This window comes from Hydrogenophaga bisanensis, assembly GCF_042665135.1.
Taxonomy (GTDB): Bacteria; Pseudomonadota; Gammaproteobacteria; order Burkholderiales; family Burkholderiaceae_C; genus Hydrogenophaga; species Hydrogenophaga bisanensis.
The window spans coordinates 273,178-295,117 of the sequence record NZ_JBHTBX010000002.1 but is presented as its reverse complement, the minus strand read 5'-3'; the positions used below and the strand labels follow the sequence as shown (position 1 = coordinate 295,117).

Sequence of the window (21,940 nt, the reverse complement as noted above, 5' to 3'; positions counted from 1 at the left end):
ACGCCCGCTCCGAGGGCAAAGGCGAGAGCTCCGGCGGCGCCTACCGCGCCACGTTGAACATGCCCGACACACCCTTCCCGATGCGCGGCGACCTGCCCAAGCGCGAGCCAGGCTGGGTGGCCGACTGGAACAGCGGCGGCCTGTACAAACGCCTGCGCGACGCCCGCCAGGGCGCTCCGCTGTTCGTGCTGCACGACGGCCCGCCCTACGCCAACGGCAAGCTGCACATCGGCCATGCGCTGAACAAGGTGCTCAAGGACATGATCGTCAAGAGCCGCCAGCTGGCCGGCTTCGACGCGCAGTACATCCCCGGCTGGGACTGCCATGGCCTCCCGATCGAGAACGCGATCGAGAAGCTGCATGGCCGCAACCTCAGCCGCGACGACATGCAGGCCAAGAGCCGCGCCTATGCCACCGAGCAGATCGATCAGCAGCGCGAGGACTTCAAGCGCCTGGGCGTGCTGGGCGACTGGGAGCGCCCCTACCGCACCATGGACCCGGCCAACGAGGCCGGCCAGATCCGAGCCTTCAAGCGCGTGATCGAGCGCGGCTTCGTCTACCGCGGCCTCAAGCCCGTGTACTGGTGCTTCGACTGCGGCAGCTCGCTGGCCGAGTTCGAGATCGAATACGCCGACAAGAAGAGCGACACGCTGGACGTGGCCTTCGAGTCCAACGACGCGGCGGGCCTGGCCCAGGCCTTCGGCCTGAGCGCCCTGCCTGACGGCAAGCAGGCCTTCGCCGTCATCTGGACCACCACCGCCTGGACCATCCCGGCCAACCAGGCGCTCAACGCCCACCCCGAGCTGGAGTACGCGCTGGTCGACACGCCCAAGGGCGTATTGCTGCTGGGCGCCAGCCTGGTCGAGAAGTGCCTGGAGCGCTTCGGCCTGACCGGCAGCGTGCTGGCCACGGCCAAGGGCGAGGCCCTGCGCGGCCAGGTGTTCCGCCACCCGCTGCACGATGTGGACAGTGGCAGCGGCAAGTACAGCTACCGCCGCCTCTCGCCACTTTACCTGGCCGACTACGTCAGCGACAGCGACGGCACCGGTATCGTGCACTCGGCCCCCGCCTACGGCGTGGACGACTTCAACAGCTGCGTCGCGCACGGCCTGGCCTACGACGACATCCTCAACCCGGTGCAGGGCAACGGTGTCTACACCGACGAGCTGCCGCACTTCGGTGGCCAGCACATCTGGAAGGCCTGCCCGGTCATCATCGACACCCTGCGCGAGCACGGCCGCCTGATGGCCACGCAGGCGATCACCCACAGCTACCCGCACTGCTGGCGCCACAAGACGCCGGTGATCTACCGCGCCGCGGCGCAGTGGTTCGTGCGCATGGACGAAGGCGAAGGTGTCTTCACCAAGGACAAGGCACCCAAGACCCTGCGCCAGCTGGCCCTGGACGCCATCGACCACACCAGCTTCTACCCCGAGAACGGCAAGGCCCGCCTGCGCGACATGATCGCCAACCGGCCCGACTGGTGCATCTCGCGCCAGCGCTCCTGGGGCGTGCCGGTCCCCTTCTTCCTGCACAAGGATTCGGGCGAGCTGCACCCGCGCACCATGGAAATCCTCGACCAGGCCGCCGACATCGTCGAAAAGGGCGGCATCGAGGCCTGGAGCCGTGTGACGACCGAAGAGATCCTGGGCGCCGACGCACCGCAGTACACCAAGAGCACCGACATCCTGGAAGTCTGGTTCGACTCGGGATCGACCTTCTGGCACGTGCTGCGCGGCAGCCACGCCAAGGCCTACCCCAACGGCGCTTCGCATGCGCAGGGCCCTGAGGCCGATCTGTACCTCGAAGGCCACGACCAGCACCGCGGCTGGTTCCACAGCTCGCTGCTGCTGGGCTGCGCCATCTACGACCGCGCCCCGTACCGCGGCCTGCTGACCCACGGCTTCGCCACCGACGGCCAGGGCCGCAAGATGAGCAAGTCGCTGGGCAACACGGTGGAGCCGCAATCGGTGACCACCAAGCTGGGTGCCGAGATCGTGCGTCTCTGGGTGGGTGCGACCGACTACTCTGGCGACCTGAACATCGACGACAAGATCCTGGCCCGGGTGGTGGATGCCTATCGCCGCATCCGCAACACGCTGCGCTTCCTGATGGCCAACACGGTCGACTTCGACCCGGCCACCGACGCCGTGCCGCTGGAGCAGATGCTGGAAATCGACCGCTACGCGCTGGCCCGCGCCAGCGAATTGCAGGCCGAGCTCCTGAAGCACTTCGACGTGTACGAGTTCCACCCGGTGGTCAGCAAGCTGCAGGTGTATTGCTCCGAAGATCTGGGCGCCTTCTACCTGGACGTGCTCAAGGACCGGCTGTACACCACGGCGCCCAAGAGCCTGGCGCGCCGCTCGGCCCAGACCGCGCTGCACCATATCACCCACGCCATGCTGCGCTGGATGGCGCCCATCCTCAGCTTCACCGCCGAAGAGGCCTGGGCCGTGTTCGCCAAAGACACCACCAAGGGCTCGATCTTCTTCGAGACCTTCTCGGCCCTGCCCTCACCCAACGAGGCGTTGCTGGCCAAGTGGGCGCGCATCCGTGAAATCCGCGATGTGGCCAACAAAGCCATCGAAGACCTGCGTGCCGCCGGCCAGGTGGGTGCCTCGCTGCAGGCCACGTTGACGATCACCGCCGGTGCGGATGACGCCGCTCTGCTGCGCTCGCTGGGTGCGGACCTGAAGTTCGTCACCATCACCTCGGCCGTGGCCGTGGTGGACGGCAGCGAACTGGCCATTACCGTCACGCCCAGCACCGCCACCAAGTGCGAACGCTGCTGGCACTACGCCGATGATGTGGGTGCCCACGCCGACCACCCGACGCTGTGCGGCCGCTGCGTGAGCAATCTGGCCGAAGCGGCCGGCACGGGCGCTGGCGAAACGAGGACGGTGGCCTGATGGCAAAGAACAAGGCGTCGATGTGGCCCTGGCTGGCCCTGGCCGTGGGCATCGTCCTGGTGGACCAGCTGACCAAGTGGCTGATCCTGGGCAACTACCGGCTCGGTGACAGCACCTACGTCACCAGCTTCTTCAATATCGTCCGGGCTCACAACACCGGCGCCGCCTTCTCTTTCCTGGCCAATGCCGGTGGCTGGCAGCGCTGGTTTTTCATCGGGCTGAGCGCGGTCATCGTGATGTTCATTCTCTGGATGCTGCGCTCGCACGCCAACCAGAAGCTGTTCTGCTTCGCGCTGTCCTGCATCCTGGCGGGCGCCATCGGCAACAACCTGATCGACCGCGTGGTACACGGCTATGTGGTGGACTTCCTGGACTTCCACTGGCGCTTCCTGGCCGGGATCTTCCATGGCGGGCATTTTCCGGCCTTCAACGTGGCCGACATGGCGATCACGGCCGGTGCTGCGGCCTTGATCCTCGACGAGATCCTGAGGGTGCGCAAAAGCCGGTGACGATGTGCTAACCTGCCCGTCAAACCTGTTGACGGAGACTCGCCATGCCCGGATTGCTGCCCCACATCGACCCTGACGGTCTGCTGGAGTTTTCGGTCGTCTACACCGACCGTGCCCTCAACCACATGTCCCGGCGCTTCCAGGGCGTGATGACCGACATTTCGGCCATGCTCAAGCGGGTCTATGGCGCGCATTCGGCCGTCCTGGTGCCTGGCAGCGGCACCTTCGGCATGGAGTCAGTCGCGCGCCAGTTCGCCCATGGCAAGCACGTGATGGTCATCCGAAACGGCTGGTTCAGCTACCGCTGGACCCAGATTTTCGACATGGGTGCCATCCCGGCCAGCCACACCGTGCTCAAAGCCCGCCAGACAGGCGAAGGGTCACAGGCGCCGTGGGCACCCTGTCCGATTGACGAAGTAACAGCCGCCATCGCCCGGGAAAAGCCGGCGCTGGTGTTTGCGCCACATGTGGAAACCGCCGCCGGCATGATCCTGCCGGACGACTACCTCAGGGCGGTGGCCGATGCGGTGCACGCCGTCGGCGGCCTGTTCGTGCTGGACTGCATCGCCTCAGGGGCCATGTGGGTGGACATGCAATCCACCGGCGTGGACATCCTGATCTCGGCGCCGCAAAAGGGCTGGAGCAGTTCGCCCTGCTGCGCGATGGTCATGCTCAGCGAACGTGCCCGCGCGGCCATCGATGCGACCCAGAGCACCACCTTCGCCATGGACCTGAAGAAGTGGCTGCAGATCATGGAAACCTACGAAGGGGGCGGTCATGCGTACCACACGACGCTGCCCACCGACGCCCTTCAACGCCTGCGCGACACCATGGCCGAGACCGAGGCCTATGGCTACACCAAAGTGCGCGATGAGCAGGTGGCCCTCGGCCGCGCGGTCCGTGCCTTGCTGGAGGGCCACGGGTTCCCCAGCGTGGCGGCGCCCGGCTTTCAGGCTCCGGGCGTGGTGGTGAGCTACACCACCGATCCGGACATCCAGAACAGCAAGAAATTTCTCGCCGCCGGCTTGCAGACCGCCGCGGGCGTGCCACTGCAGTGCGACGAGAAACCCGACTTCAAGACCTTCCGCATTGGCCTGTTCGGCCTGGACAAATGGCACGATGTGGCCGCCACGGTGCAGCACCTGCAGCAGGCGCTTGCCAGCGTGGCGCCGGTGCCATCGGCCGTCAGCGCCTGACCGGGACACCGGGCGGCACCTGGCGGCCCGGTACGTTTGGACACGTTCTTTGCCTCCGGTTGGCCGGCAGGCGGGAACAGCACACCAACCTCAACCTCCAACGTCATGTTGGTCCATCCGGGCCAATGATGTGTTCCAACCAGGAGGTTTCATGAAGTTTCGACTGCACACCCTGGCCATTGCGGCCACCACGTCCCTGCTGGCCATTGGCGCCCAGGCTCAGGGACTGTACGGCGAGATCGGCTACAACCAGCTCACGTTCAAGGAAGACAACCGCGGATTCGGTGCCAAGGTCGAACCCTCGGCCATTCGGGGCATCGTCGGCTACGAGATCAACCCCAACCTCGCGGTTGAAGGCCACTTGGGCATCGGCCTGAACGATGACACCACCCGTATCGGCGGTGTGTCGGTCAAGGGCGAGGTCGACAACATGGTGGGCGCCTTCATCAAGCCCAAGGTGAAGTTGGGGGAGACGGTGGAACTGTTCGGCCGAGCGGGTGTGGCCAGCACCAAGGTCAGCGCCAGCTCGGGCGGTCTCAGCGCGTCAGACCGGGGCACCAGCTTTGCTTATGGCGCCGGCGCCAGCTTCGCCTTGACGCCCCAGCTTTCCCTGAACGCCGACTACATGAACTACTACGACCGCAAGGGCATCAAGGTCGATGGCGTGACGGTCGGCGTCGGCTTCAAGTTCTGATTCATCCACTTTTCTGGGGATCTCAACCCCCTCTGAAGACGAGTCATATTAGTTCCAAAGATATAATCAATAAGCCATGAATGACCAAAGAGCTCCATCAAAGGAGCTCTTTTTTATTCAACTCTGGAACCAACCGGTTTCATGGCCGACCACTCTCCACATATCTCAGGGACTATCCATGCATCGACTCATCGCTTCGGCACTCGTGCTCTCCACCAGCCTCTGCGCGGCCACCGCATCGGCACAGGCCGTCCAGAAGAAGGCCGCCGGCGGCGCAGCCAAAGCCGAGAAAGCCATTGATCAGGGGTTGCAGTCGCAAGGTCTGAAGAACGCCGGACTCTACGGCGAACTGGGTCTGAGCCTTCTGGACTACCGGATCTCCGGCTCCGGCATCTCCGGCAAACCCGTGGCGCTGCGCGCGGTGGTCGGGTACGACTACCACCCCCTGCTGGCCGCCGAGGGCATGCTGGGCTTCGGCCTGCGTGGATTCAGCGGCACAGGTATCTACGGCAGCCCGTACCGTGTGAGCGCGGGAACGATGATCGGGGTCTATGCCAAACCCCGTCTGATCATTGGCGAGGGGTCCGAGATCTTTGCCCGTGTGGGCATTGCCAGCACCGGCGCCAGCGTCGGCGGGTACACCGGCACCGACTCCGGTGCCGGCCTGTCGTACGGCGTGGGCGTCAAGATGCAGACCCCCTGGAGAAGCTTTGGCCAGCGGCCCATCTCGGTGTCCGGGGACTACATGTCCTACTACAGCGGCAGCGGTGTCAGGTTCTCGGGCATCACGATCGGCGCTGGCATGGCTTTCTGAGCGGCACTCAGGGCAGCAGGATGGTGCAACCCGTGGTCTGGCGCCCCTCCAGGCTGCGGTGCGCCGCCTGGGCATCGGCCAGTGCAAAGCGCTGGTCGATGCGGATCCTGACCTGACCGGAACCGACCACCGAGAACAGGTCGTCGGCCATGGCCTGGGTCCGTTCGCGGCTGCTGATGTGGGTGAACAGGGTCTGTCGGGTCACATAGATCGATCCCTTGGGGCCGAGGATGCCGGGAGAGAATGGCGCCACCGGGCCGCTGGCGTTGCCGAAGCTCACCATCAGGCCAAAAGGCCGCAGGCAGTCGAGCGAACCGTCCCAGGTGTCCTTGCCCACCGAGTCGTACACCACCTTGACGCCCTGCCCACCGGTGATTTCCTTGACGCGCTGCGTGAAGTTCTCGGTCCGGTAGTTGATGGTGAACTCGGCACCATGTTCGCGGGCCAGCGCACACTTGTCGTCGGAACCGGCAGTACCGATCAGGCGCAGGCCCAGGGCCTTCGCCCACTGGCAGGCAATCAGGCCGACACCGCCGGCGGCGGCATGGAACAGCACGAAGTCACCGGCCTCCAGCCCCTCCACCGGCTTGCAGCGCTTGAGCAGATACTGTGCCGTCAGACCCTTGAGCATCATGGCGGCGCCGGTCTCGAAGTCGATGCCATCGGGCAGGCGGCACAGGTTCATGGCGGGCATCACGCGGGCATCGCAGTAGCTGCCGGGCGGGTTGGCGGCGTAGGCGGCACGATCTCCCACCTTCAGGTGCGTCACGCCCTCACCCACGGCCTCGATCACGCCCGCGCCTTCCATGCCGATGCCATGCGGCATGGCCAGCGGATAAAGACCCGTGCGGTGGTAGACGTCGATGAAGTTCAGGCCGATGGCGTGGTGGCGGATGCGCACCTGGCCCGGACCGGGATCACCCACCTCCACGGTGTCGAGCTGCAGTTGCTCGGCGCCGCCGGGGGCGTGGATGCGGATGGCACGGGTGGTCTGGGTCATGTCGGGTTCTCCTCGTCTTCGTGGTGGGAGGCGGGATTGCGCTTCCCGCCAAACTTCAGCCCCACATGCTGCCATGAATCGGCAAAGCCCTCCGTGCGACAGGAACCGAAGTCCCGCGTTGCGGCCAGGCCACTGGGGCTTGGTACAGTCCCGGCATGTCTGCCACCCCGTCCGCCCGCCTGACCTGGTCCACCGCCGCCCTGTTGCTCGTTCCCCCGCTGATGTGGGCTGGGAACGCCGTGGTCGGACGGATGATGCAGGGCACCATCCCGCCCATCACCTTCAACTTCATGCGCTGGGTGATCGCCGGTGCCCTGCTGCTGCCGCTGGCGGGATGGGTGCTGCGACCGGGCAGTGGCCTGCAAACCCACACGCGGCGCTTCGCCCTGCTGGGGCTGCTGGGTGTCGGCCTGTACAACGCGCTCCAGTACATGGCGCTGAAAACGTCCACGCCGATGAATGTGACGCTGGTGGCGGCCAGCATCCCCATCTGGATGCTGCTGCTGGGGCGCGTGCTGTATGGGGTGACGATCACGCGCCGCGCGGCCTTTGGCGCGGTGCTGTCCCTGTTGGGCGTGGGCACCGTGCTGGCACGCGGCGACCTGAGCCAGCTGCTGCAGGTCAAGCTCGTGGCCGGCGATGCCTGGATGCTGCTGGCCGCGCTGACCTGGGCCTGGTACAGCTGGCTGCTGGTCAGGCCCCCCGAAGGCGGGTATCCCGCCAACGTCCGCAACGACTGGGCGGCCTTCCTGCTGGCCCAGATCGCGTTCGGCCTGGGGTGGTCAGGCCTGATGACCGCCGGGGAATGGCTGCTGCCGGCCGCCACCGGACAGAACATGCCCACCCTGACCTGGGGATGGCCGCTGGCGGCCGCACTCGCCTATGTGGCCATCGGCCCATCGCTGCTGGCCTACCGCTGCTGGGGGGCGGGTGTGGGCCGCGTGGGACCGGCTGTGGCCGGCTTCTTCAACAACCTCACACCGCTGTTTGCCGCCGTCATGTCGGCCCTGGTGCTGGGCGAGGCCCCGCAGCTGTATCACGCGGCCGGTTTCGTGCTGATCGTGGGCGGCATTCTGGTGACCTCACGCCGCTGAGGTCACCTCCCGTTCAGTAGGTGCCCGGATACAGCCCGCCATCCGGCAGGATGTTCTGCCCGGTCAGATAGCCCGCCTGCTGGCTGCACAGGAAGGCGCAGATGGCGCCGAATTCCTGGGGGTTGCCGAAACGCCGGGCCGGAATCTGTGCTTCCTGCGCCGCCCGCACCGCGTCGATGCTCTGGCCGGTCTTGCTGGCCGCGCCCACCTGCGTGGCCTTGAGGCGGTCGGTGTCGAACTTGCCCGGCAGCAGGTTGTTGATGGTGACCCCCTTGGCCGCGATGCCGCTGCGGGCCAGGCCGGCCACGAAGCCCGTCAGACCGCTGCGTGCACCGTTGGACAGCCCCAGGATGTCGATGGGTGCCTTGACGGCGCTGCTCGTGATGTTCACGATGCGGCCGAAACCGCGCTCGGCCATGCCGTCCACGGTGGCCTTGATCAGCTCGATGGGGGTGAGCATGTTGGCATCGACCGCCTTCATCCACGCCTCGCGATCCCAGCTGCGGAAGTCACCCGGCGGAGGTCCGCCGGCGTTGGTGACCACGATATCGAACGCGGTCCCTGGACCGCCAGGGACCGAAAAGGCCGCCGCACGGCCTTCAGGCGTGGTGATGTCGGCCGCCACGGCCAGCACGGACACCCCCGGGCTGGCCGCGCGGATGCTCGTGGCGGCAGCGTCCAGCGCCTCGGCGCCACGCGCGACGATCACGACATGCGCCCCCTCGGCCGCCAGCGCCTGCGCGCAGCCCAGCCCCAGGCCCTTGCTGGCGCCGCAGACCAGCGCCCATTTGCCCGCAATACCCAGATCCATGTGTTCGGTCTCCTTGTGTCTCGGTCAATGAAAGAAAAGCGTGCTCACCTGCCGCCCGGCGTGCCGAAGCGGGTCACCAGGAAAACGCCCGAGACCACCAGCACGGTGCCGGCCACGATCCAGGCGTTGAAGGCTTCGTCAAGGATCAGCACACCCATGGCAATGGTGGACATGGGGCCGATCATGCCGGTCTGGGCCGCCAGACCGGCGCCGATGCGCTCGATGGCCATCATGACCATGATGACCGGCGCAAAGGTGCACAGCGTGGCGTTGAGCACCGACAGCCAGATCACCTCGGGCGCCACCACAGCCGCCGACAGCGGGCGCAGCAGCACGAACTGCAGCAGGCACAGCACACAGGCGACGCTGGTGGCCAGCCCCACCAGGCGCATGGCGCCCAGTCGCTTGACGAGTTCGCCGCTGTAGACAAGGTAGATCGCGTAGCTGATGGCGCTGCCGAACACCAGCAGGGCACCGAGCACCGCGTTGGGGCCGGCAAAGTCGGCTTCATGACCGAAGACCAGCAGCACCCCGGCGTAGCTCACGGCCATGGCCACGCCCTGCATGGCGCTGATGCGGCGCCGGTACAGCAGCCAGCCGAGCACCAGCACGAGCGTGGGGTTGAGGTAAAGGATCAGCCGTTCCAGGCTGGCACTGATGTATTCGAGCCCCCAGAAGTCCAGAAAGCTCGCCAGGTAGTAGCCCGTCACCCCCAGCCCGACGATGCCCGCCCAGTCATGGCGGCTCAGACGTGGTGCCCTGCGGCTGGCCCACCAGGCCAGACCCAGAAACAGCGGCAGGGCAAACAGCATGCGGTACATGATGAGCGTGACCGCATCGACCCCGTGACGGTAGGCGAGCTTGACGATGATGGCCTTGCCGCTGAAAGCGATCGAACCGGCGCTGGCCAGCAGCAGGCCGGTCGCCAGGTGGGAGGGAGGATGCGCAGGCGCGCCGGAAGCAGACATCCGGCCGATTATCGGCCGGTCAGACCGGTCGCGCTGTCACCGGGACATGCCAGATCGCGACGACGGGATTCGTCAGTCCTTGGGGGCCGACAGACGTTGTTCGTCCAGGACCCGGTAGACACGACCCTGCTTGTCCAGCGGCTCGATCAGGCCTTCGCGCGCGAAGGCATTGAGTGTGCGGCTGACGGTCTCGAGCTTGAGGTCCAGCATGGCCCCCATGTCTTCGCGGGAAAACAGGGTGGCCACCGTGGCATCGTGCTCCGAGCGCATCTTGAGGATCAGGCCGGCCACGCGCTGGCGGGCATTGCCGAAGTTGAGATCGGCCAGCCAGTCGTCGGCCTCCTTGAGGCTGCGGTGCCACTTTTCCAGCAGGCGCTGGTGCAGCCGGGGTGTCTCGCGGTTGAGGCGCTGGATGACCTGCAGGGGGATGCGGCAGGCCTTGGCCGGCGACAGGGCAATGGCATCCGATTCGTAGGTCGGCCCCATCAACGCTTCCAGACCAATGATGTCACCGGCGCGCAGCACCCGCACGATGCGCTGTCGACCATCCACCGTGTTGCGCACCAGCTTGACCATGCCCGATCGCAGGGTGTAAAGCGACGTGGCCGTCTCGCCCAGGCGAACCAGCGGCTGGCCCGCCGGATATTCCAGGTCATCGATCGGCGCATGGATGAGGTTGAAGTCCTCCTCGTGCAGGTCGGCAAACAGCACCATGTCGCGGATGCCGCAGTTGCGACAGTCGGCGGTGCCCCGCCAGGCGGACTCGGTCTTGATGGGGATCATGTCAGGCTCACTGTATGGGTGGCGTGCAGGCCAGCACCTCTTCCATGGTGGTCAGGCCCTCGGCAATCCGGGCTGCGCCGGCCAGCCGCAGGGGACGCATGCCGTCGGACACCGCCTGACGGCGCAGCAGGTCGATGCGCGGTTCGTGGCTGATCTTGTCCTTGAAAGCCTCGGACACGGTCAGCAGTTCGTACAGACCCATGCGACCCTTGAAGCCGGTCATGCGGCAATCGACACAGCCCACCGGCTTGAACGGCCGGTAGCTGCCACTGACCTGCCAGGGCTTGACCAGCTCGGTCAAAGCCTCGCGGGAGGCGGGTACGCGGGCTTCGTCTTCCTGCACTCGGCAGGCCGGGCACAGCGTGCGCACCAGGCGCTGGGCCAGCACCCCCAGCACGGTGGCATTGATCAGGTAGGGCGGGATGCCCAGCTCCATCAGGCGCATGATGGCCGAGGGCGCGTCGTTGGTGTGCAACGTGGTGAACACCAGATGGCCAGTCAGGGCCGCCTGCACGGCCATCTCGGCGGTGGCCAGGTCGCGCACCTCGCCGACCATGATGATGTCCGGGTCCTGACGCATGAGCGATCGCAGACCCTGGGCGAAATCCAGATCCAGGTGCGGCTGCACCTGCGTCTGGTTGAAAGATGGCTCGATCATCTCGATCGGGTCTTCGATGGTGCTGACGTTGACCTCCTCGGTGGCCAGCCGCTTGAGGGTCGCGTACAGCGTGGTGGTCTTGCCCGAGCCGGTCGGCCCGGTCACCAGGATCACGCCGTGCGGACGGCGGGTCAGGCCCTCCCATCGCTGGGCGTCGTGGGCGGAGAAGCCCAGCGCGCCCAGGTCCTTGACGGTGGTATCGGGATCGAAAATCCGCATCACCAGCTTCTCGCCAAAGGCCGTGGGCAGGGTGGACAGGCGCATTTCCACCTCGTCACCCCGGGCACCGCCGACGCCGGGGCGCAAGGTCTTGATGCGGCCATCCTGCGGCCGACGCCGTTCGACCACGTCCATGCGACCCAGCAGCTTGACGCGGGCGATCATGGCGTTCATCACCCCGATCGGCAACTGGTAGACCGGGTGCAACACGCCATCGATGCGAAAGCGGATGACGCCCTGCTCGCGCCGCGGTTCCAGGTGAATGTCGCTGGCGCGCTGGTCGAAGGCGTACTGCCAGAGCCAGTCGACCACCTGCACCACGCCCTGGTCGTTGGCATCCAGCTGCTTGTTGCTCTTGCCCAGTTCCACCAGCTGTTCGAAGCTGGCCAGACCGTTCTGGCCGCCGGTCTTGACGGCAGCCCGCACCGACTTGGCCAGCGCAAAGAATTCGGCGGTGTAGCGGGTGATGTCCTGCGGACTGGCCAGCGCCAGCCGAACGGTCCGGCGGGTCTGCCGCTCCACCTCCGGTACCCAGTCGCGCACGAACGGTTCGGCAGTGGCCACCATCACTTCGGAAATGCCCACCTGGATCGGCAGCACGCGATGGCGCTCGGCGTAGGCTGCACTCATCACGTCCGCCACCTTGCCCACATCCACCTTCAGCGGGTCGATGCGCACATGGGCCAGACCCGCACGGACCGCCAGCCACTGGGTCAGGTCCTCGGCATCCAGCAACTTGCCATCAGCCTGTCGAGGCAGCCCCAGCAGGGCCAGGCGCTGCACCGGATGCTGCGCACTGTCGGCCGACGCCATCCGGTGGGCGGTGCGTTCGGCCACCTCGGCCGAAATCACGTCATCCTCGCGCAACCAGCGCAACAGCAGCTGCCAGGACAGCGGACCCTGGTGGCTCTGGGTGGGGGACGAAGCCTTGGTTTTCATGTCTTGGCCAGCACGGGTTTGAACAGTCGCAGCCACTTGACCGCCGGCAGGTTCCAGCGGGTCTGGATCTCCTCGGCACGTTCGAGCAGCGCCATGCGCGTGGGGTGCTGCGGCGTGCGCAGCGCCAGCACGATGGTGTTGCCCTCGCGTGTCGGGCGGAAGGCCCAGACCGATTCGTCGCCAAAAGCCTCACAGATGCTGCGCAACGAAGCCTCGTAGCTCGCGTCGCGGCCAAACAGGTTGACCGTCATGGCCCCCTCGTCCGTGAGCACCCCACGGCAATCCCGGTAGAAATCGGCGCTGTCCAGCACGGGTGCAGCCGCCTCGTGGTCGTACAGGTCGACCTGCAGGGCGTCGTAACGCGCCGCATGTTCGGGCTGCCGGATGGCTTCGCCCGCATCGCCGAGCACCACCCGCAGGCGGGGGCCGTCCGCAGGCAGTTTGAACCACTGCCGGCACACCGCGAGCACCTGGGGATTGATCTCAAAGGTGGTGGTGTCCATGCGCAGCTTCTTGTAGCAGAACTTGGTCAACGCTGCCGACCCCAGTCCCAACTGCAGCGCACGGCGCTTGGACACCGTGTCGGGATCGACGAACAGCAGCCAGGCCATCATGCGCTGGACATACTCCAGCTCGATGTCAAACGGTGAGTCGATCAGCATCGATCCCTGGATCCACTCGGTGCCCAGGTGCAGGAAGCGGACCTCGCCGTCCTCGGAGATCGTGACTTCGGGCAGCTGGGCACGGGACTGCACGGCCGCTCGGGTTCGCGCAGCGCCTCTCATGCCATGCCCCTGCGGAAATGGGCCCGAACCGAGGCGAAAAAGGGGGTGCAGTTGGACATGGACACAATCAAGCAGCGCAAAACCCCATTATCGGCCGGCGCACGGTGCACTCACGGCGCCACACCATGGCGGCGCAGCACCTCGGCCCAGGCAGCCAGCTTGCGATCGAAGGACCAGCTGGCGTTGGCCGGGCTGGTCGACGGCAGGCGGTAGACCAGCAGCCCCAGGGCATGGGTATGCCGGGCATGCCGAAAGCTCTCGCTACCGTTGTGGGCGATGGCCTGCAAGCCGGGGCATTGCGCCCGCACCAGGGCCAAGTCGTTCAGGACCGGTTCGCGGATGTCGGCATCGAGGCTGCCCTCGCGCTCGCAGCTGGCGTACACGTCCCAGATCCCCAGCCCCTGCTCGCGCACGCAGGTCAGCCGGTCCTCATAGGTCATGACCATCAGGTCCTTGGACCACAAGGCACCCAGGATCTTCCAGAACTGGTTCCGGGGGTGACCGTAGTACTGCTGCGCACGCAGCGAAGCCACGCCCGGAAAGCTGCCCAGCACCAGGACACGCGTGGCGGGACCGATGACCGGAGGCAGGCCCGTCAGGCGGGTCATGCCCGGGGCACCCACAGGGCTTGCAGGCGCGGCAAGGCGGCCAGGGCGTTCGCGGTGGTCCGGTCGGCCACCAGTTCGTCCGCCATGCCCCTGAGCCGAGCGAGCACCGACCCCATGCGGGGCAGCTCGGCCGGCGTGTTGACGCCCTGGGGCTGGCCGGCCGCGCGCTGATCGGCGGTCACATACAGCCACTGGGGTGGAATGTCCGGCGCATCGGTCTCCAGCACCAGGGCCGTGTCCGGCAACGTGGTGGCCAGGTCACGCAGCCGCCGTGCGGTGTCGAAGGTCATGGCGCCGCCGAAGCCCAGGCAGAAGCCCAGCCGGATGAAGGCCTGCGCCTGCTCCCGGCTGCCACTGAAGGCATGGGCGATGCCGCCCGGGACGGCAACTTCGCGCAGGTGTTTGAGCAGCTGGTCGGCGCTGCGTCGCACATGCAGGATGACGGGCAGACCGTGGCGCCGCGCCAGCCGCAACTGCTCGCGATAGAAGTGGATCTGGCGCTCCCGCATGTCGGGCTCGCACAACGCGGGTACAAAAAAATCCAGGCCGATCTCACCGACCGCCACGAGGCGCGGGTCATCGCGGTGGCGGGCCAGCGCCTCGTCCAGTGCCTGCAAGTCGCCGTCGTCGGCACGGGGCACATACATGGGGTGAATGCCCAGGGCATAGGCGTCCCCGAGTCGGTGGGCCAGATGGCGGACGGTGTCGAAGTTCGAGCGCTCCACCGCCGGAATGACACAGAGCCCCACGCCCAGGCGACGTGCCTGCTCACGGACCTGGATGGCCGCGGCATGGTCGGCGCCGAATTCGGGGGCATCCAAATGGCAATGGGTGTCGATCCACATGGCAGCAAGGGGTACAGTCTTCACATTCTGCCTCGCACGCGAGCCTGTCGCCGGTTTCAGCGGCAACCACCGGGAGAGCCCCATGCCATTGTCCGATCCGATCCACCCTGTCCGCCGGCTGTTGCTGGGCACCTGCCTGACCCTGGCGGCCTGTGCCACTTCCCAGGCGGTGCCCCCGCTGGCGGGCAGCGAATGGCGTCTGAGCCACATCAACGACGATGCGGTGCTGGCGCATCCGCCGGCCACGCTGGTGTTCGGCGCCGACGGGCGACTGTCCGGTCACGGCACCTGCAACCGGTTCACCGCCAGCTACCGCCTGGACAGCGACCGACTCACCATCGGACCGGTGGCCGCCACCCGGATCGGTTGTCCTGGCCCCGTCGGCCAACAGGAAAACCGCTATCTCCAGGCACTGCAGGGTGCTGCGCAGGTCCGTCAACAGGACGGTGGGCTGCTGATCCGCAGCGACAGCCCGGCGGCGGTGCTGCGATTCGTGCCTGCCCGACCCTGAGGCCGCAGTTCAGGCCTGCAGCACGCCGCGCTGCAGGCGCACCATGCGGCTGCAGCGCCGCGCCAGGTCCTCGTCATGGGTGACGACGACGAACGCCGTGCCCCGGTCGCGCGCCAGCGAAAGCATCAGCTCGAAGACCCCTTCGGCCGTCCCGCGGTCGAGGTTGCCAGTGGGTTCGTCGGCCAGCACGCAGGCCGGCTGGGTGACCAGCGCGCGCGCAATCGCCACCCGCTGGCGCTCGCCACCGGACAGTTCGGCAGGGCGGTGCTGAAGCCTCTCTCCCAGACCCACCTGCCTGAGCATCGCCTCCGCCGCCCCAGCCGCTGCCGCGCGATCCTCGCGCCGGATCCACAGCGGCATGGCGACGTTGTCGCGGGCGCTGAACTCGGGCAGCAGGTGGTGGAACTGGTAGACGAAACCCAGATGCCGGTTGCGCAGCACCCCCTGTTGCGCAGCACTCAGGCCGGACATGCGCTGGCCCATGAGCTCGACCTGGCCGGCGGTGGGGGCGTCCAGGCCGCCCAGCAGGTGCAGCAAGGTGCTCTTGCCCGAACCGGAGGCCCCGACGATGGCCACGGTCTCGCCCGCGCGCACGCACAGGTCGACCCCCTGGAGCACCGTGACGTCGAGCCGCCCTTCGGTGAAGCGCTTGGTCAGGCCGGTCGCCTGAAGAACCACCTGATCACTCATATCTCAATGCCTCGGCCGGGTTGACGCGGCTGGCGCGCCAGCTCGGGTAGATGGTGGCCACGAATGCCAGCACCAGGGAGATCAGCGCCACCGGCACGATGTCGCCCTGCTGCGGGTCGCTGGGCATGCGGCTGATGAGGTAAACGTCCTGCGGCAGAAAGCTGGCGCCCACCAGGCGCTCAATGGCCGGGACGATGGTGTCGATGTTGAACGCCACCCCCAGGCCCATGAGCAGGCCCAGTCCCGTGCCGATGACCCCGACCGTGGCGCCCTGCACCATGAAGATACCCATGATGCTTGACGGGCTGGCCCCCAGGGTGCGCAGGATGGCAATGTCGGCGCGCTTGTCGGTCACGGTCATGACCAGGGTCGAGACCAGGTTGAATGCGGCCACCGCCACGATGAGCGTGAGGATGATGAACATCATGCGCTTTTCCAGCTGGACAGCGGCAAACCAGCTGCGGTTCTGGCGCGTCCAGTCGCTGACAAACATGCCCGACGGCAGCTCGCCGGCCAGTTGCAGGGCCACTTCGCGGGCCTGGTGCAGATCGCGGATCTTCACGCGCACCCCGGTCGGGCCCTCCAGCCGGAAGATGCGCGCCGCATCGTCCATGTGCAGCATGGCCAGCGCCGAGTCGTACTCGTAATGGCCGGAACTGAAGGTACCCACCACCGTCATCTGGCGCACGCGCGGCACGACGCCGGCCGGCGTGACCTGCCCGCTGGGCGCGATCAGGGTGACGCTGTCGCCCACACCGACCCCCAGGCTGCGCGCCAGGTCCAGGCCCAGCAGGATGCCGAACTCGCCGGGTACCAGACGCGGCAGCACGGTATCGGCCAGATCGCGGGCCAGATCGGTCACCTTGGGCTCCTGGGCCGGGTCGATGCCACGCACCATCACGCCCTTCATGTCCTCGCCCCGGGCCACCAGGGCCTGGGCAGCCACGAACGGGGCCGCGCCGCGCACCTCCGGGTGGCGTTCGATCGTGGCGATGGTGCCAGGCAGATCGGCCAGGCCCTGACCGGCGTCATCGTAGACCTCGATATGGGAGAGCACGCCCAGCATGCGGTCGCGCACCTCCTTCTGGAAGCCGTTCATGACCGACAGCACCACGATGAGCGCCGCCACGCCCAGCGCGATGCCAAGCATGGACACGCCCGAGATGAAAGAAATGAAGCCGTTGCGGCGGGTGGCCCGGCCAGCGCGGGTGTAGCGCCAACCCAGCAGCAGTTCGTAAGGTGTTTGCATGGTGATTTCCAGCGGCGATTGTGGCATCACCGACAATCTCGCCATGCCGACCCCGCCATCCTCCCCTGAGTCTGCCCTGCACCTGCTGGTTCCCTTTGCCGCCGCCAGCGACCCGGCTTGCCAGGAGCGCATGACGGGTCTGGCTTTGCCGAACCTGGGGTCCCTGCTCGCTCTGCTGCAGGCCGGCGAGACCCTGGCGGGTGACGACTACAGCTTCAGCACCCCGCACGAGCGGGCTCTGGCCCGCGCCATCGGGCTGGAAGGCGAAGATGGCCGCCTGCCGTGGGCCGCACTGGCCCACCCGGACATTCCGGGCCCGCAGGCCTGGTTCCACCTGTGCCACTTCCAGGTGGGCATGGACCAGGTCCAGCTGGTGCCCGCGAACCAGCTGGACATCCAGCCGGACGAATCGGCCGCCTTGATGCAGGCCATCGAGCCGCTGTGCCGTGAAGACGGCCTGACCCTGACCATGGACACCCCGGGCCGCTGGCATGCGCAGGGTCCGGCGCTGGCTGGCCTGCGCTGCGCCAGCCTGGACCGTGTGGCCGGTCGATCGGTGGACGGCTGGATGGCCACCAGCCCGACCGACCCGCAGGCCGAGCGATGGCTGCGGCGCCTGCAGAACGAAGCGCAGATGCTGTTCTACACCCACCCGGTCAACGACGCGCGCGAGGCGCGACGGGCCCTGACCCTCAACGGCTTCTGGGCCGACGGCGCGGGCGCTATGAACCCGGGTAACCCGCACCCGGCCGCCCCGCAGGTGGCCGACCACCTGCGCCAGCCTGCGCTGAGTGCCGACTGGTCGTCCTGGAGCCAGGCCTGGACGGAGCTGGACGCCGGACCGATGGCTAGGCTGCTGGACGCCGCGCGCGCGCGCCATCCGGTGACCCTGACCCTGTGCGGCGAACGTCATGCCCGCACCTGGCACGGCCCGGTCGCCGGTCTGGGCGGGCTCTGGCGCCGCCTGCGTGGCCCCTCGCCCGTGGCTCCCATTCTGCAGTCCCTATGAAGATCATCACCCGTGACGTTCCCCCGCGTGCCGCCTGGGCCTTGGAGCAGGCGGGCCTGCACCCGCTGCTCGCCCGTCTGTACGCCGCCCGCGGGATCACCCGCAAGGAAGAACTGGACGACGCCCTCGGCCTGCTGATCCCCCCCCAACAGCTCAAGGGTGCGCAGGAGGCGGCGGTCCAGCTGGCCGACGCCATGGCGGCAGGCCAGCGCCTGTGCATTGTGGCCGACTACGACTGCGACGGGGCGACCGCCTGCGCGGTGGGTGTTCGCGGCCTGCGCCTGCTCGGGGCACCGCTGGGCTGGGACCGGGTCGAGTACCTGGTGCCCGATCGCGTCACCGACGGCTACGGGCTGACCCCGTCGATTGCCCAGCGCGTCAAGCAGCGCGGCGCCGACTGGCTGGTCACCGTGGACAACGGCATCGCCAGCGTGACCGGTGTGCAAGCCGCGCGGGATCTGGGCCTCCAGGTGCTGGTGACCGACCACCACCTGCCCGCGGTACAGGACGGCCAGACGGTGCTCCCCCAGGACTGCACCATCGTCAACCCCAATCAGCCGGGTTGCGGTTTCGAAAGCAAATCGATCGCGGGCGTGGGGGTGATGCTCTACGTGCTGCTGGCGCTGCGGGCCGAACTGCGCGAACGCGGCGTCTTCGACGCGAAGAGCCAGCCGCGCATCGATGCCTTGCTGCCCCTGGTGGCGCTGGGTACGGTGGCCGATGTGGTGAAACTCGATGCCAACAACCGGCGCCTGGTCGCACAGGGCCTGCGCCGGGTGCGCGCCGGCGCGATTCCCCCTGGCATGGCGGCGCTGTTTCACGTGGCCGGACGCCGCCCGGAGGCCGCCACCACCTTCGACTTCGGCTTTGCCCTCGGCCCCCGCCTGAACGCGGCCGGCCGTCTGGCCGACATGACCCTGGGCATCGAATGCCTGATCACCGACGACGCCGGCCGGGCCGACGAACTGGCGCGGACGCTGGACGGGATCAACCGCGACCGCAAGGTGATCGAGGGCGAGATGCGCGAGCAGGCGCTGATGATGGCCGAGGAGATGTTCGACGAGTCCGAGGAGCCGCCACCCGCCATCACCGTGTTCGATCCCGATTTTCACGAAGGCGTGGTCGGCATCGTGGCCTCACGGCTGAAGGAAAAGCTGCACCGCCCGACCTTCGTGTTCGCCCCCAGCGCCGCCGAGGGCAAGGAACACGAGCTCAAGGGGTCAGGCCGCTCCATTGCGGGCTTTCACCTGCGCGATGCGCTGGACCTGGTGGCCAAGCGGCACCCGGGCGTGCTGCTGCGCTTCGGTGGTCATGCCATGGCCGCCGGCTGCACCATCGAGGAGGAGCACCTGGACACCTTCGAGGCCGCCCTGCAGCAGGTGGCGCACGAATGGTTGGACGCGGCGACCCTGCAGCGGCGGCTGGAGGCCGATGGTGCCCTGGACCGGGCGTACCGAAGGCCCGATCTGGTCGACACCCTGCACCGCGAGGTCTGGGGCCAGGGCTTCGCGCCGCCGGTTTTCAGCGAGGAGGTGGAGATCGTGTCGCAACGCCTCGTCGGTGAGCGACACCTTCAGCTGAAGATGCGGCACCAGGGCGACCCGGTGGACGGCATCTGGTTCGGCCGCACCGAACCCCTGCCGTCCCTTGTGAAGCTGGCCTACCGGCTGGATGTGGACGAGTGGCAGGGCCAGCGCCGCGTGCGCTTCCTGGTGGAAGGCGCCGAACTCTGAACCCCGGCGGTCCGGGTCAGCCCATCAGGGCTTCTCGCACCGAGGCCAGCTGACGTCGGGACACCGCCAGCCGGTCGTCCACGCCATCCAGGCGCACGGTCCAGCCCTCGCCCTCGACCGGATCGTTGTGCTTCTCCACCGCGCGCACACAGCGGCGCGCCACCAGGGCATTGCGGTGCACCCGCACGAACAGGTGCGGGTAGCGGGACTCCAGATCGCTCAGGGCGCCGTCGTAGATGTACTCCTTGTCGGCCGTGCGCACGGTGATGTACTTGAGCTCGGCCTTGAGGAAGATCACATCGGCCAAGGCCACCCGCTCGCTGCGCCCGCGCTCCTGGATGATCAGACAGTCGTTGGCACCGGGCGCGTCTGCAGAGGAGGCGGAATCGGCGGTCTGCCGTAGGCGTTGCACCTTCTGCAGCGCCTGCTCCAGCCGTTCCCTGCGCACCGGCTTGGTGAGGTAGTCGATGGCTTCGAGTTCAAAGGCGCGAACCGCATGTTCGGCATGAGCTGTCACGAAAATCACGGAAGGGGCCGAGGACATTTCGCGCAACTGGGCGGCCAGCGCCATGCCGTCGACGCCGGGCATGTGAATGTCAAGCAGGACGACATCGCACGGCAAGCGCTGGATGTGCTGCATGGCCTGAACCGCGTTGCCAGCCTCCCCCACCACCTCGGTGCGGGGGTCGCTGCATTCGGACAGCAGCGTGCGCAGCCGCGAGCGCGCCAGCGCCTCGTCGTCAACGATCAGGACCTTCAGTGTCATGCGATGCTCCGTACGGTCATGCGTGTGAACCTCTCAGAAGGGGATTTCCAGTCGCGCCTGAAACACCCCATTGACCAGCGCACTCTGGAACCTCCCCTCCAGATCATGCAGCAAACTCAAGCGCTGGCGGACGTTGTCCAGCGCCAGTCCGTTTCCCTTGGCACCCGTACCGGCTGGCACGGTGTTGGTCACCTTGATCACCACCATGTCGCCACGCCGCTTGGTGCTGATGCGGACCGTGGCTCCGCTCGGGCTGGGTTCCACCCCGTGCTTGATCGCATTCTCCACCAGAGGCTGCAGGATCAATGGCGGGAGTTTCGCACGAGACGCGGTATCGTCGATGTTCCATTCAATGCGCAGCCGTTCCCCGAACCGGATTTGCTCGATGGCCAGGTAGTGGCGGGCCAGATCCAGCTCCTGGCGCAGGGTGACGGCTTCCTTGGCGTCGGCCAGGGCGTGGCGGAACAGTTCACTGAGGTCCTCCAGCAGGCGCTCTGCCTTGGCGGGTTCATCACGCACCAGAGCGATCGCACTGTTGAGGGTGTTGAACAGGAAATGAGGACGGATGCGGGCCTGCAACTCGGCCAGGCGCGCCGCGGCACTAGCGGGCATCCTGGCGCGCGCACGCCAGAACAGCGACCAGGTCAGCATGGCCGCCAGCAGCGCGCCGCTGGCGGCGCTGGCCACCCAAGGCGCGGGCGACACCAGACCGATCCAGGCCAGCAAGCCGCAGCCATACAGCCCAGCCACGATACCCAGGGACAGGCTGACCAGCCACTGGGCGCGGTGCGGCAAGCGGTCCAGCAGCCGTTTGAGCAGGCAGACCGACAGCAGCCAGACCAGCAGTCCAGGCAACGCCGCCCCGGTCAGGGTCGCGGCGTGCAGCAGCCAGGCCATCCAGCCCGAGGTCTCGAAGAGCGACGCCACCAGGACAATGGCCTGCACGAACACGACAGCGCGCAGCACGACACCGGGCTGGCAGGTGTCGAACACATAGGGCCGCATGCGGGCCGGCTCCGGCAATTCGGCTGGCCCGGTCCGGGATCGTCCGGACTGCAGGTCCAGGAAGCTCGATAAAATCCGGGAATCCTTCATAGAGATCTTTGGCTGCTGGCGCCGGAATCCGACCCCGGATTCATCCGGCAGCCTT

21 protein-coding genes are annotated in these 21,940 nt (G+C 67.3%); 9 read left to right on the top strand and 12 right to left on the bottom strand.

The genetic code is table 11. The features are described from left to right. The first annotated feature begins 59 nt into the window (after positions 1–59). The 5 genes from ileS to ACFQNJ_RS04070 all read left to right on the top strand — a co-directional run bounded on the left by ileS (position 60) and on the right by ACFQNJ_RS04070 (position 6,122). Positions 60–2,909 (top strand): isoleucine--tRNA ligase, encoded by a 2,850-nt coding sequence (ileS, locus tag ACFQNJ_RS04090; RefSeq protein ID WP_382254615.1) that lies wholly within the window; start codon positions 60–62, stop codon positions 2,907–2,909. Beyond that, positions 2,909–3,418, top strand: a complete 510-nt coding sequence (gene lspA, locus ACFQNJ_RS04085; protein ID WP_382254023.1) for a signal peptidase II — start codon at positions 2,909–2,911, stop codon at positions 3,416–3,418. The genes ileS and lspA overlap by 1 nt, the downstream gene beginning before the upstream one ends. Positions 3,419–3,462: 44 nt before the next feature. After that, complete coding sequence (locus tag ACFQNJ_RS04080; protein WP_382254021.1) at positions 3,463–4,614, top strand: aminotransferase class V-fold PLP-dependent enzyme; 1,152 nt, start codon at positions 3,463–3,465, stop codon at positions 4,612–4,614. 151 nt (positions 4,615–4,765) lie between these two features. Then, on the top strand, positions 4,766–5,308 hold the full coding sequence (locus tag ACFQNJ_RS04075) for a porin family protein (RefSeq protein ID WP_382254018.1): 543 nt from the start codon (positions 4,766–4,768) through the stop codon (positions 5,306–5,308). Between the two features lie 178 nt (positions 5,309–5,486). Continuing rightward, a complete protein-coding gene (locus ACFQNJ_RS04070) occupies positions 5,487–6,122 on the top strand; it encodes a hypothetical protein (protein WP_382254015.1) in 636 nt (211 codons plus the stop codon). Positions 6,123–6,129: 7 nt separating this feature from the next. On the opposite strand, the gene ACFQNJ_RS04065 is transcribed toward ACFQNJ_RS04070, so the two are convergent. Then, a complete protein-coding gene (locus ACFQNJ_RS04065; RefSeq protein WP_382254013.1) occupies positions 6,130–7,122 on the bottom strand; it encodes a quinone oxidoreductase family protein in 993 nt (330 codons plus the stop codon). 155 nt (positions 7,123–7,277) lie between these two features. Here ACFQNJ_RS04065 and ACFQNJ_RS04060 point away from each other — a divergent pair, with 155 nt between their 5' ends. After that, a complete protein-coding gene (locus tag ACFQNJ_RS04060) occupies positions 7,278–8,216 on the top strand; it encodes a DMT family transporter (protein WP_382254010.1) in 939 nt (312 codons plus the stop codon). Positions 8,217–8,229: 13 nt separating this feature from the next. Here the strand turns inward: ACFQNJ_RS04060 and ACFQNJ_RS04055 are convergent, their stop codons facing one another. The 7 genes from ACFQNJ_RS04055 to ACFQNJ_RS04025 form a co-directional block, all read right to left on the bottom strand. Further along, positions 8,230–9,027, bottom strand: coding sequence for an SDR family oxidoreductase (locus ACFQNJ_RS04055; protein WP_374641664.1), 798 nt, complete (start codon positions 9,025–9,027; stop codon positions 8,230–8,232). Positions 9,028–9,071: 44 nt separating this feature from the next. Then, positions 9,072–9,995 carry a DMT family transporter gene (locus ACFQNJ_RS04050; RefSeq protein WP_382254007.1) on the bottom strand — a complete coding sequence of 308 codons (924 nt, stop codon included), beginning with the start codon at positions 9,993–9,995 and terminating at the stop codon, positions 9,072–9,074. Between the two features lie 72 nt (positions 9,996–10,067). Then, the gene (locus ACFQNJ_RS04045) at positions 10,068–10,778 is read right to left on the bottom strand and encodes a Crp/Fnr family transcriptional regulator (protein ID WP_374641660.1); all 711 of its coding nucleotides are present in this window, start codon (positions 10,776–10,778) and stop codon (positions 10,068–10,070) included. Positions 10,779–10,785: 7 nt separating this feature from the next. Continuing rightward, the gene (tfpB, locus tag ACFQNJ_RS04040; protein ID WP_382254003.1) at positions 10,786–12,594 is read right to left on the bottom strand and encodes a type IV pilus assembly ATPase TfpB; all 1,809 of its coding nucleotides are present in this window, start codon (positions 12,592–12,594) and stop codon (positions 10,786–10,788) included. Beyond that, the gene (locus ACFQNJ_RS04035) at positions 12,591–13,379 is read right to left on the bottom strand and encodes a spermine/spermidine synthase domain-containing protein (protein WP_382254000.1); all 789 of its coding nucleotides are present in this window, start codon (positions 13,377–13,379) and stop codon (positions 12,591–12,593) included. The genes tfpB and ACFQNJ_RS04035 overlap by 4 nt, the downstream gene beginning before the upstream one ends. Positions 13,380–13,489: 110 nt before the next feature. Then, a complete protein-coding gene (locus ACFQNJ_RS04030) occupies positions 13,490–13,987 on the bottom strand; it encodes a DNA-deoxyinosine glycosylase (RefSeq protein WP_382253997.1) in 498 nt (165 codons plus the stop codon). Further along, positions 13,984–14,832 carry a TatD family hydrolase gene (locus ACFQNJ_RS04025; RefSeq protein WP_382253995.1) on the bottom strand — a complete coding sequence of 283 codons (849 nt, stop codon included), beginning with the start codon at positions 14,830–14,832 and terminating at the stop codon, positions 13,984–13,986. The genes ACFQNJ_RS04030 and ACFQNJ_RS04025 overlap by 4 nt, the downstream gene beginning before the upstream one ends. 82 nt (positions 14,833–14,914) lie before the next feature. Here ACFQNJ_RS04025 and ACFQNJ_RS04020 point away from each other — a divergent pair, with 82 nt between their 5' ends. Continuing rightward, a complete protein-coding gene (locus tag ACFQNJ_RS04020) occupies positions 14,915–15,343 on the top strand; it encodes an META domain-containing protein (protein WP_382253993.1) in 429 nt (142 codons plus the stop codon). A 9-nt stretch (positions 15,344–15,352) separates the two neighbouring features. On the opposite strand, the gene lolD is transcribed toward ACFQNJ_RS04020, so the two are convergent. Both lolD and ACFQNJ_RS04010 read right to left on the bottom strand, forming a co-directional pair. After that, a complete protein-coding gene (gene lolD, locus ACFQNJ_RS04015; protein ID WP_382253991.1) occupies positions 15,353–16,033 on the bottom strand; it encodes a lipoprotein-releasing ABC transporter ATP-binding protein LolD in 681 nt (226 codons plus the stop codon). Continuing rightward, positions 16,026–17,282, bottom strand: a complete 1,257-nt coding sequence (locus ACFQNJ_RS04010; RefSeq protein ID WP_382253989.1) for a lipoprotein-releasing ABC transporter permease subunit — start codon at positions 17,280–17,282, stop codon at positions 16,026–16,028. The genes lolD and ACFQNJ_RS04010 overlap by 8 nt, the downstream gene beginning before the upstream one ends. 43 nt (positions 17,283–17,325) lie before the next feature. Between ACFQNJ_RS04010 and ACFQNJ_RS04005 the strand changes: the two genes are divergently transcribed. Together ACFQNJ_RS04005 and recJ are read left to right on the top strand one after the other, a co-directional pair. After that, positions 17,326–18,291 carry a hypothetical protein gene (locus ACFQNJ_RS04005; RefSeq protein ID WP_382253987.1) on the top strand — a complete coding sequence of 322 codons (966 nt, stop codon included), beginning with the start codon at positions 17,326–17,328 and terminating at the stop codon, positions 18,289–18,291. Continuing rightward, positions 18,288–20,024 (top strand): single-stranded-DNA-specific exonuclease RecJ, encoded by a 1,737-nt coding sequence (gene recJ / locus ACFQNJ_RS04000; RefSeq protein WP_382253986.1) that lies wholly within the window; start codon positions 18,288–18,290, stop codon positions 20,022–20,024. The genes ACFQNJ_RS04005 and recJ overlap by 4 nt, the downstream gene beginning before the upstream one ends. A 16-nt stretch (positions 20,025–20,040) precedes the next feature. Here recJ and ACFQNJ_RS03995 read toward each other — a convergent pair whose 3' ends face one another. Both ACFQNJ_RS03995 and ACFQNJ_RS03990 read right to left on the bottom strand, forming a co-directional pair. After that, positions 20,041–20,790 (bottom strand): LytR/AlgR family response regulator transcription factor, encoded by a 750-nt coding sequence (locus ACFQNJ_RS03995; RefSeq protein ID WP_382253984.1) that lies wholly within the window; start codon positions 20,788–20,790, stop codon positions 20,041–20,043. Positions 20,791–20,823: 33 nt separating this feature from the next. Then, positions 20,824–21,885: a sensor histidine kinase gene (locus ACFQNJ_RS03990; RefSeq protein WP_382253982.1), complete on the bottom strand. Its 1,062-nt coding sequence runs from the start codon at positions 21,883–21,885 to the stop codon at positions 20,824–20,826. Between the last annotated feature and the right edge of the window lie 55 nt (positions 21,886–21,940).